General features: G+C 64.1%; 6 protein-coding genes. 3 read left to right on the forward strand and 3 right to left on the reverse strand.

The genetic code is table 11. The features are described 5' to 3' along the window. The first annotated feature begins 36 nt into the window (after window positions 1-36). Genes QRN59_RS13860 through QRN59_RS13870 form a run of 3 tightly spaced genes read left to right on the forward strand, consistent with a single transcriptional unit; the run spans window position 37 to window position 3,095 of the window. Window positions 37-1,089, forward strand: a complete 1,053-nt coding sequence (locus QRN59_RS13860; protein WP_502871056.1) for a permease — start codon at window positions 37-39, stop codon at window positions 1,087-1,089. After that, window positions 1,079-1,849 (forward strand): TIGR03943 family putative permease subunit, encoded by a 771-nt coding sequence (locus tag QRN59_RS13865; RefSeq protein ID WP_284983082.1) that lies wholly within the window; start codon window positions 1,079-1,081, stop codon window positions 1,847-1,849. The genes QRN59_RS13860 and QRN59_RS13865 overlap by 11 nt, the downstream gene beginning before the upstream one ends. Beyond that, window positions 1,839-3,095, forward strand: a complete 1,257-nt coding sequence (locus QRN59_RS13870) for a hypothetical protein (RefSeq protein ID WP_284983083.1) — start codon at window positions 1,839-1,841, stop codon at window positions 3,093-3,095. The genes QRN59_RS13865 and QRN59_RS13870 overlap by 11 nt, the downstream gene beginning before the upstream one ends. Window positions 3,096-3,240: 145 nt before the next feature. Here the strand turns inward: QRN59_RS13870 and QRN59_RS13875 are convergent, their stop codons facing one another. From QRN59_RS13875 to QRN59_RS13885, 3 genes are all read right to left on the reverse strand, one after another. Further along, on the reverse strand, window positions 3,241-4,089 hold the full coding sequence (locus QRN59_RS13875) for a phosphatase PAP2 family protein (RefSeq protein ID WP_284983084.1): 849 nt from the start codon (window positions 4,087-4,089) through the stop codon (window positions 3,241-3,243). Between the two features lie 104 nt (window positions 4,090-4,193). Next, entirely contained in the window at window positions 4,194-5,180 is a 987-nt protein-coding gene (locus QRN59_RS13880) for a glycosyltransferase family 4 protein (RefSeq protein ID WP_350225237.1), read from the reverse strand. 36 nt (window positions 5,181-5,216) lie between these two features. Beyond that, complete coding sequence (locus QRN59_RS13885; RefSeq protein ID WP_284983086.1) at window positions 5,217-7,388, reverse strand: amylo-alpha-1,6-glucosidase; 2,172 nt, start codon at window positions 7,386-7,388, stop codon at window positions 5,217-5,219. Window positions 7,389-7,632 lie beyond the last annotated feature (244 nt).

The following is a 7,632-nucleotide window of genomic DNA, read 5'->3' on the forward strand; positions in this document are numbered from 1 at the left end:
CCGGCCGGCTCCGTGGAGGAAGGAGTGCCCGTGACTCTGCCTGCAGTCGACAAACGCGAACAGCCGGAACACGAGCACGGAAGCCCGTCCCGTGCTTTTAGGTCGAAGTCTGCCGCCGGTTTCATCGCCGGACTCGCGCTCGTTGCTCTGTTCGCGCTCGTGCGGGTGCTGGCACCGTCCACGCCGGAGAATTTCGGGCTTCCCAACGCGGCCCGCGACTTTGCCACGCTATCGATCAGCGTCGTCGTCGAGTCCTTGCCGTTCGTTTTCCTCGGGATTGTCCTCTCGATCGCCGTCCAGGTCTGGCTGCCGGAGGGCATGCTGCTCCGTCGCCTGCCTCGGAGCCCGGTGCCGCGGAGGCTGGTCCTCTCGGTCTTGGGAATGCTGCTGCCCGTCTGCGAATGCGGTAATGTTCCACTGGCCCGCGGTCTGGTGGTCAAGGGCCTCACGGTTGCGGAATCGATGACGTTCCTGTTCGCGGCCCCGATCCTGAACCCCGTGACCATCGTCACTACCGCGCAGGCGTTTGGCTGGGACAACGGCATCCTGGTCTCCCGTGTCTTGGGCGGTTTCTTCATCGCCAATCTTGTTGGTTGGATCTACAGCCGGCATCCGCGTCCCCAGGACCTGCTGACCGCCCGGTTCCAGGAAACCTGCAACATTGCAGACCACCACGACGGCGCCGCCGGCAGGGTGAGGCGCAGCGTGCAGATGTTCTCGCAGGAGACGCGCGCCATGATGCCTGCCCTCTTTATTGGTGCAGGCATGGCGGGGCTGATCCAGGTTGCCGTTTCCCGCGAAGTGCTGGTCGCCCTGGGCAGCAATCCCGTCTGGTCTGTCCTGGCGTTGATGCTGCTGGCCTTCGTCGTCGCGATCTGCTCAAACGTGGATGCCTTCTTCATCCTGTCGTTCGGGGCAACCTTCATGCCGGGAGGCATCGTGGCTTTTCTCGTCTTCGGGCCCATGATCGACGTGAAAATGCTCGCCTTGATGCGCACCACGTTCACAGCGAAAACCCTCCTTCAGCTCAGCCTGCTGGTGGCACTCTGCGCGGCGGTCCTCGGGTTGGCGGTCAACTATGGTCATTAGGCGGCTCGTGGGCCGCTGGCAAGGCGTGGTCCTCAGCCTGATCGGCCTCACAGCGACGATCTGGCTGGGCCTGACGGGGCAGCTTGCCTTGTATATCCATCCACGGTATTTCGTGTTCACGGTCATCACGGTCATCATGGCCGTGATCGCCGGAGTGCTCGCCCTGGCAGCCTTCGCCTTCGCTCCAACCGCCCAAGACGGACACGGACACGAGCACGGCGATGAGCCCGGTTCCCGGTGGGGCTGGCTGTGGCCGGTCGGGAGCGTGCTGACCATCGTTGCCGCCGTCGTCGCCTTGCTGATCCTCCCGCCGTCGACCCTAACTACCGCAACCGTCGCACAGCGGGACCTCAACGGCTCAGCGTCCGCCCTCACCCTGAAAGCACCCGCACTGCCCGGCAAGGGAGACTACTCCGCATTCACGGTAAGGGACTGGGCATCGCTGCTCCGGTCCGGCGCGGGGCAGGACTTTTTTGCCGACAAGACTGCCACCGTGACCGGGTTCATCAGTGCGGACAAGACAGATCCAAACGTTTTCTTCGTGACCCGTTTTGTGGTGACCTGCTGCGCAGTCGATGCCCAGCCGATTGGCGTTCCCGTCTATCACCCCGGGTGGCAAAACGAATTCAAAACCGACAGCTGGGTCACGGTCACCAGCAGCTTCCGTGCGAATCCCAACGCGGCCAGTCGCGAGGCAATCGTCCTGATACCGGACTCCATCAAGCCCACCACTCAGCCAGCGCAGCCCTATGTCTACTAAGCGCCGTCCCGTCTCGGCCAAACGGGCTGCTGCGATTGCCGCGGCCGCGGAGCTGCTGGCGGGACGCCGTTTCGCCCGGCGCCTCTACGGCACCATCGCGATCCTCGCCGTCCTCGCGGGCGGGTTGACGGTAGCGAACCTTTCGAAGCTGCCGCACCCCAACTCCACCTCGGCCCTGGCCCGCTCCGCCACGCCCGCGGCCTTTGACCTGTACAGCCTGCAGAGGGACACCGGCAAGGACAACACAGGGCTGAAGAAACCGGACACTATCCTCGGCACAAGCCTGTCCGGCGGCGACCAAGGCACTGTGATTGTCAGCGCCCCCCGCATCCAGGAGTATGCCGCCCTTCCGTCCGCCCTCGCCGTCGTCACACTCAACGATGACAACACCAGCTCGCTCGAAATCGTCCCCCTCACCGGCGGCCCGCCAACCCTTGTTCCATTGCCAAGCTTGGGAACAGTGGCGAACCTCCATGCGGCGGGATCCAAGCACCTCATAGGCTTCACCTTCACCGCTTCTTCGGGCACTGGACAGTACTGGAAAACACTCTTCGTGTACGACCTCGACAATCCGTCCTCGGCTCCGCGGGCCGTCCAGGGGATCAACGGTCCGGTTTCGGCCGCGGACTGGCGCTTTGTCCCGGGTGCGGCCACTGTGGTGGCGCAGACCGACGACCAGTCCATGTTCCTCATTGATGCGCTGGAAAGCGGCAAGGTGTCCCCTCTGGGCGCGCATGCCGGGATCCTTGGTTTCGTCCCCGGCAGCAATCAACTCGCCGTCGCCGACCCTGGGCTGAAAAAGGGCGTGGACCCGCCACGGTATTCGACCATCAACCTCGCCACCGGGACCTCCGCGCCGCTCACCCTCCCCGGCGCTTTCGTGCCCGATGCCGCGAACGGGGTCACCACCACCGCGAGCCAGCCCATGGTCCTCGCCGCTTCCGGCCAGTACACGCAAGTAGTGAGAAAGTACGACGGCGGAAAGGAAGCCTCCGTCGTCAACCTCAGCGACAAGAACGGCTCGCGCCAGCTGTACCGGCCCGCCGCGGCCTGGTCGCGGATCCTGGACACCTGCATCTCTCCGGCCAGCGACTACCTCGCCGTCGAAACAGCAGCACCGCAATACACGGGAGACCAATATCCCGTCCTCCCCGAACCGACTCCTATCCGGACCGACCTGGTGGACTTGAAGTCAGGAACCGTCCTGAAAAGCGTTCCTGGGTTCCTCCCCAGCTGGTGCGGTTGATAGAGGCCCGTCCAGTCCGCTGAATCTCCCCGCCTTTGGCCGGGCAGCATCTCAGGAATCCGCGGAAATACGGGGATTTCGGACTACGATACCGGCCAAAAGTGTTCAAAAGTGGGGAAACCACGACGGCGGCGTGCGCGCGGCACTACGGTGACTGCCGCCGTCGGGCACTCAGACCGAAAAGCCAGGTGGCAGCCACCGTTGCCAGATAACCAGTGATGACGATCAGGGAGACGCCCGCCCAGAAGTAGTTGGTGGTGTTGCTTTCCTGCCCGAAACCGCTCGCAATTCCAATCAGCGAGTACACCGCGACGGCCGCGGCTGAGACGCCCGCCAGAGTCGACAGCGAAAGCCACAAACGCGATGACGCCCAGTGTTCCCCGCGGCCGTCCTGGACGTTCCAGCGCTTTCCAGTGCGCAGCACCAACCAGCCGGCCGGCAGCATGACCGCTCCGACCACGAGGAACGCGGCGACGACGTCGGCAGGTCGGTGCCACTGGTTGATCAGCGTGGAAACCCCGGCCGCCACCGCGAAAGTGCCACCGAGGAACCCCGCGAGGGGCCGCCAGCGCGGCGACACCACCAAGAAGACAGCGGCAGCCGCCGAGGCCGCCAAGGTGGTGTGACCGGAGGGCAGCGAGTTTAGTTCGATGGTCTGGACGCCGCGGAACGGTCTGTTCGGAAACCAGTCCTTGAGGAGCTGGGTGGCCAGGTTTGCCGCGACACAAGCGGCCACCGCGATCCCGGCGGACTTCCAGCGGCGGCGCATTATCGTGACGAAAAGAACGACGACGGCGGCGATCGCCACCGAGATGACCGGCAACCAATCGAGGAACTGGGTGGTTGCCCGCTCGGTGGGACCGTTGATGGTCGTGGCTTCCACAAGGGCGGATTCGTCGATGTACTGTCCCGTGGTGGTGCGCACGAAAAAATAGTAGGTGGCAATGAAAGCGGCCATGCATGCCAGGGTTGCGAGCATAAAAAGGAGGCCCATCCCAGCGCCCGCCCAGCGCCTGGTATCGGTCCCACGTGTGGCCGGCAGTCGGCTCGTCTTAGGAAAACTCATTACTTTCAGGGTGTCATATTTGGCTGGGAGGATCACTTTTGCTCGGCGAGGAGTTCCTCATAGAGCGCCAAGTGTTCGGCAACCATCCGCTCGGCGCTGAAGTAGTTTTCCGCGGCACGGCGGCACTCTCCGCGATCCAGCGTCGCGGCGGCAATGACTGCCTGGGCTAGCTCCGGGGGACTGGAACGGAGATAGCCCGTGACGCCCTCGGCAACGATCTCCGGGGCGGATCCCCGGAATGTTGCCACCACCGGAGTCCCAACAGCGAGGGACTCGATCATCGCCATCCCGAAGGGTTCATCCCACTGAAGCGGATTCAACAGGGCCACGGACCCGCCCAGGAGGACGAACTTGTCCGCAGCGTTCAGCTCGCCGAGGTATTCGACGTCGGGCCCCAGCAGTGGTTCGATGACCGCGGCGTAGTACTCGTGTTCCTCCGCACTGTACATCTTGGCCGCAATTCGCAGGGGAACCTGGGCGAGGCGGGCGGTCTCTATTGCCTCCGGCAGGCCCTTGCCGGGGTGCATCCGGCCGAGGAAACTGGCGTAGCCGCCGTCGCCGGCTCCGAGCGGGACGGACTGCGTGTCTATCCCGTGATGGATGACCCTCCGTATCTTGATTCCAGGGGCAGTGTCTGCTTGATGGTGCGAGATGGCAATGATCGCAGTGTCGGTGGCCATGGCCTGGTAAATGTCATGGTTTTCGGCCGAAAAGGGGAGGTGGGCCGTTGCTACGATGGGCGTTCCCTTCGGCCGATGCCTGTAGAGCGGGCCCGCCAGGGTGTTGTCGTGGATGAGGTCGACGTCGTCCATCGCCGCGAATGCGTACACGCTGTGGCGGAGTTCATCCGTCCCGTTCCCTATCCTCGAGCCGTCGGCAAGCGGTGGGCCGGGGACTTTGGCCACCGGACATGTGCTCCCGGACGCCGCCGCCAGAAGCACATCATGGCCAGCGGCAACCAGGCCACGGGCCAGGATATCGATGATCGACTCCGTGCCGCCGTATGCAGGCGGCGGCACCGGAATCCAGGGCGGGGCAACCAGTCCGATGCGCACCTAGTGCCCCCGCCCCAGTCCTGCGGTGACGTGGTGGACATCCAAGAGATCGGACAACGGTTTGCGGGCTTCGCGGTGCAGCGCGATATTCTCGGGCAGGTCCGTGACCCGTGTTTCTCCGTTGACCACCTCCACTGAGATCCGGGAGCCGGCGAGCGGGACGTTGCCCATTTTGATGTCGCCGAAGCCTGCGGGAACCACCGGTGCCAGCCAGAGGCCGCCGTGGGTGAGGCAAGGATCGAAGCGCAGCAATACCCTCAGCAAGTGAACCGGTGTGGCGGCGGCCCAAGCCTGCGGCGAACATGACGAAGGGTATGGGACGGGCGTCCCGTAGGTTTTCCTGTCCAGGCCGCAGAACAATTCCGGTAGCCGCCCACCGAACGCCTCGGCGGCTTCCAGGATGCCTGTGACGAGGCGCTGGGACTCCTCAACGAAGCCGTAGCGCATCAATCCGCCGGCAATGAGTGCATTGTCATGCGGCCACACCGAGCCGTTGTGGTAGCTCGCCGGGTTGTAGGCTGCCATGTCCGAAGCCAGCGTCCGGACGCCCCAACCCGTGAACATGGTGTCCGACATCAGCCGCTCTGCAACCAACGGAGCCTTGTCGTCGTCGACGATTCCGCTCCAAAGGCAGTGGCCCATATTGGACGCGCATGCGTCTACCGGCCGTTTCTCGCGATCGAGGGCGATCGCGAAATAGCCGCGTTCAGGGAGCCAGAATTTCTCGTTGAAAAGTCGCTTGAGCTCGGCTGCCCGAGCGCCCCACACCGCGGCCAGCTTCAGATCGCCGTCTTCTTGGGCCATCAAGGCCCGGCTGAGATACGCGGTGTAGACATAGCCCTGGACTTCGCACAAGGCGATCGGCGGCTCCGCCAATGTGCCGTCTGCGAAGTTGATTCCGTCCCCGGAATCCTTCCAGCCTTGATTGAGGAGGCCATGGTCCGTGGCCCGAGAGTACTCAACGAAGCCGTCGCCGTCGGCGTCTCCGTAGTCGCGGATCCAGTCCAGGGCGCGGTCCACGGCTGGCAGGAGGGCCTCCGAGACCTCGGAATGGAATCCCCAACGGGTGAGCTCCCCGGCGAGGGTGACGAACAACGGCGTGGCGTCCACTGAACCGTAATAGGCACTCCCGCCGCCAAGTGCAAGGCCCGTGGTCGCGCCGAGACGCACCTCGTGCAGGATCCGGCCCGGCTCCTCCTCGCTGAGCGGGTTGACTGTCCGGCCCTGATGGTCGGCCAAGGTTTTGAGGGTTCCCAGCGCCAGCGAAGGATCCAGTGGAAGTGTCATGAAGGAAGTCAGGAGCGAGTCGCGGCCGAAAAGGGCCATGAACCAAGGCGATCCTGCAGCCACCACCGTCCGCCCGGGATGGTCGGGGTCGAAGATCCTGAGGGAGCCGAGGTCAGCCCTGCTCTGGACCAGCGCTTTCTCGAAGGCCTTGTTGGCAAGTTCCGTTGTGGGAACCTTGCCATGCCACTCCTGCAGCCTTTCCTCCGGGACATCGTAAGGGCGCTGGTTGCCCCAAACCTGGGCGTCCGCCTCGGGGCCGACCCCCTCGATGCGTGGCGTGGCCGTCACACCCGTGGACCAATGGCCTTGGGGCTCAAGAGTGAAGTCATAGCTGATGACATCACCGTCAACCACGCCATTCGGAGCGTCAACGGTGACAAGGACGTGCCGCCCCTGCCGCTGGGACTCAAGGACCAACGAACCGTCGCCACCCCGCGTCAAATGCACGCTCTCGTGGCGTGCCCGGCCCTCCTTCACTTCGAAGATGTCGGCAAAGTCCGCATTGACCGTGAGCGAAACCGTGGCGCGGGTGGGCTTGCTGGAAAAATTCCTGACCGTAATCTCTTCGTGCACTCCGCCGAACAGGCTCCGCCGGCGTTCAATCAGCAGATGGCTGTCGGCCAAGCCGTCGGTGCGGGACGCTCGGCCGACGAAATCGGCGCGATAGGGCTCCGGGACAGGAGAACCCAAGGCCTCGATGGGGTGACCGTTCACCTCCAAAGCCCAGTTTGAAACGAACCGCGTGTCACGGAAGAACATCCCATGCGGGCGCAGTTGGTCCATGTCGCCGTTCGCCGCAGAGACGCAAAACGATGTTCCTGCCAACAGCGTCACGGCACCTGCGCCGGCCGAACCTGCAAGGTTCTCGGCATTCCAACCTGTCATCAATGGGCTCCAAAGCTAGGGACGGGGGAATGGGGCAGCTTGTTTCAGCGTATTCGCCGCGTCTTCGGAAGTGAACCCTCCTGCAGATATGGCGGGTTTTGGGTGGACGCTCGCTCGGGTATGGGGCGTTTTCGGTGGAAATTGGGGGGATATGTGAGCGGGCGTCGGGCCAATTGGGGGGATATGTGAGCGGGCGTCGGGCCAATTGGGGGGATATGTGAGCGGGCGTCGGGCCAATTGGGGG

Origin of the sequence: Arthrobacter sp. efr-133-TYG-118 (assembly GCF_030209755.1) — a bacterium.
GTDB lineage: Bacteria > Actinomycetota > Actinomycetes > Actinomycetales > Micrococcaceae > Arthrobacter.

What these genes read in the sequence shown, in the direction of transcription:
- QRN59_RS13865 (WP_284983082.1), top strand. Translation starts at nt 1,079, where the DNA reads ATGGTCATTAGGCGGCTCGTGGGCCGCTGGCAAGGCGTGGTCCTCAGC.
- QRN59_RS13870 (WP_284983083.1), top strand. Translation starts at nt 1,839, where the DNA reads ATGTCTACTAAGCGCCGTCCCGTCTCGGCCAAACGGGCTGCTGCGATT.
- QRN59_RS13875 (WP_284983084.1), bottom strand. Translation starts at nt 4,089, where the DNA reads ATGGGCCTCCTTTTTATGCTCGCAACCCTGGCATGCATGGCCGCTTTC.
- QRN59_RS13885 (WP_284983086.1), bottom strand. Translation starts at nt 7,388, where the DNA reads ATGACAGGTTGGAATGCCGAGAACCTTGCAGGTTCGGCCGGCGCAGGT.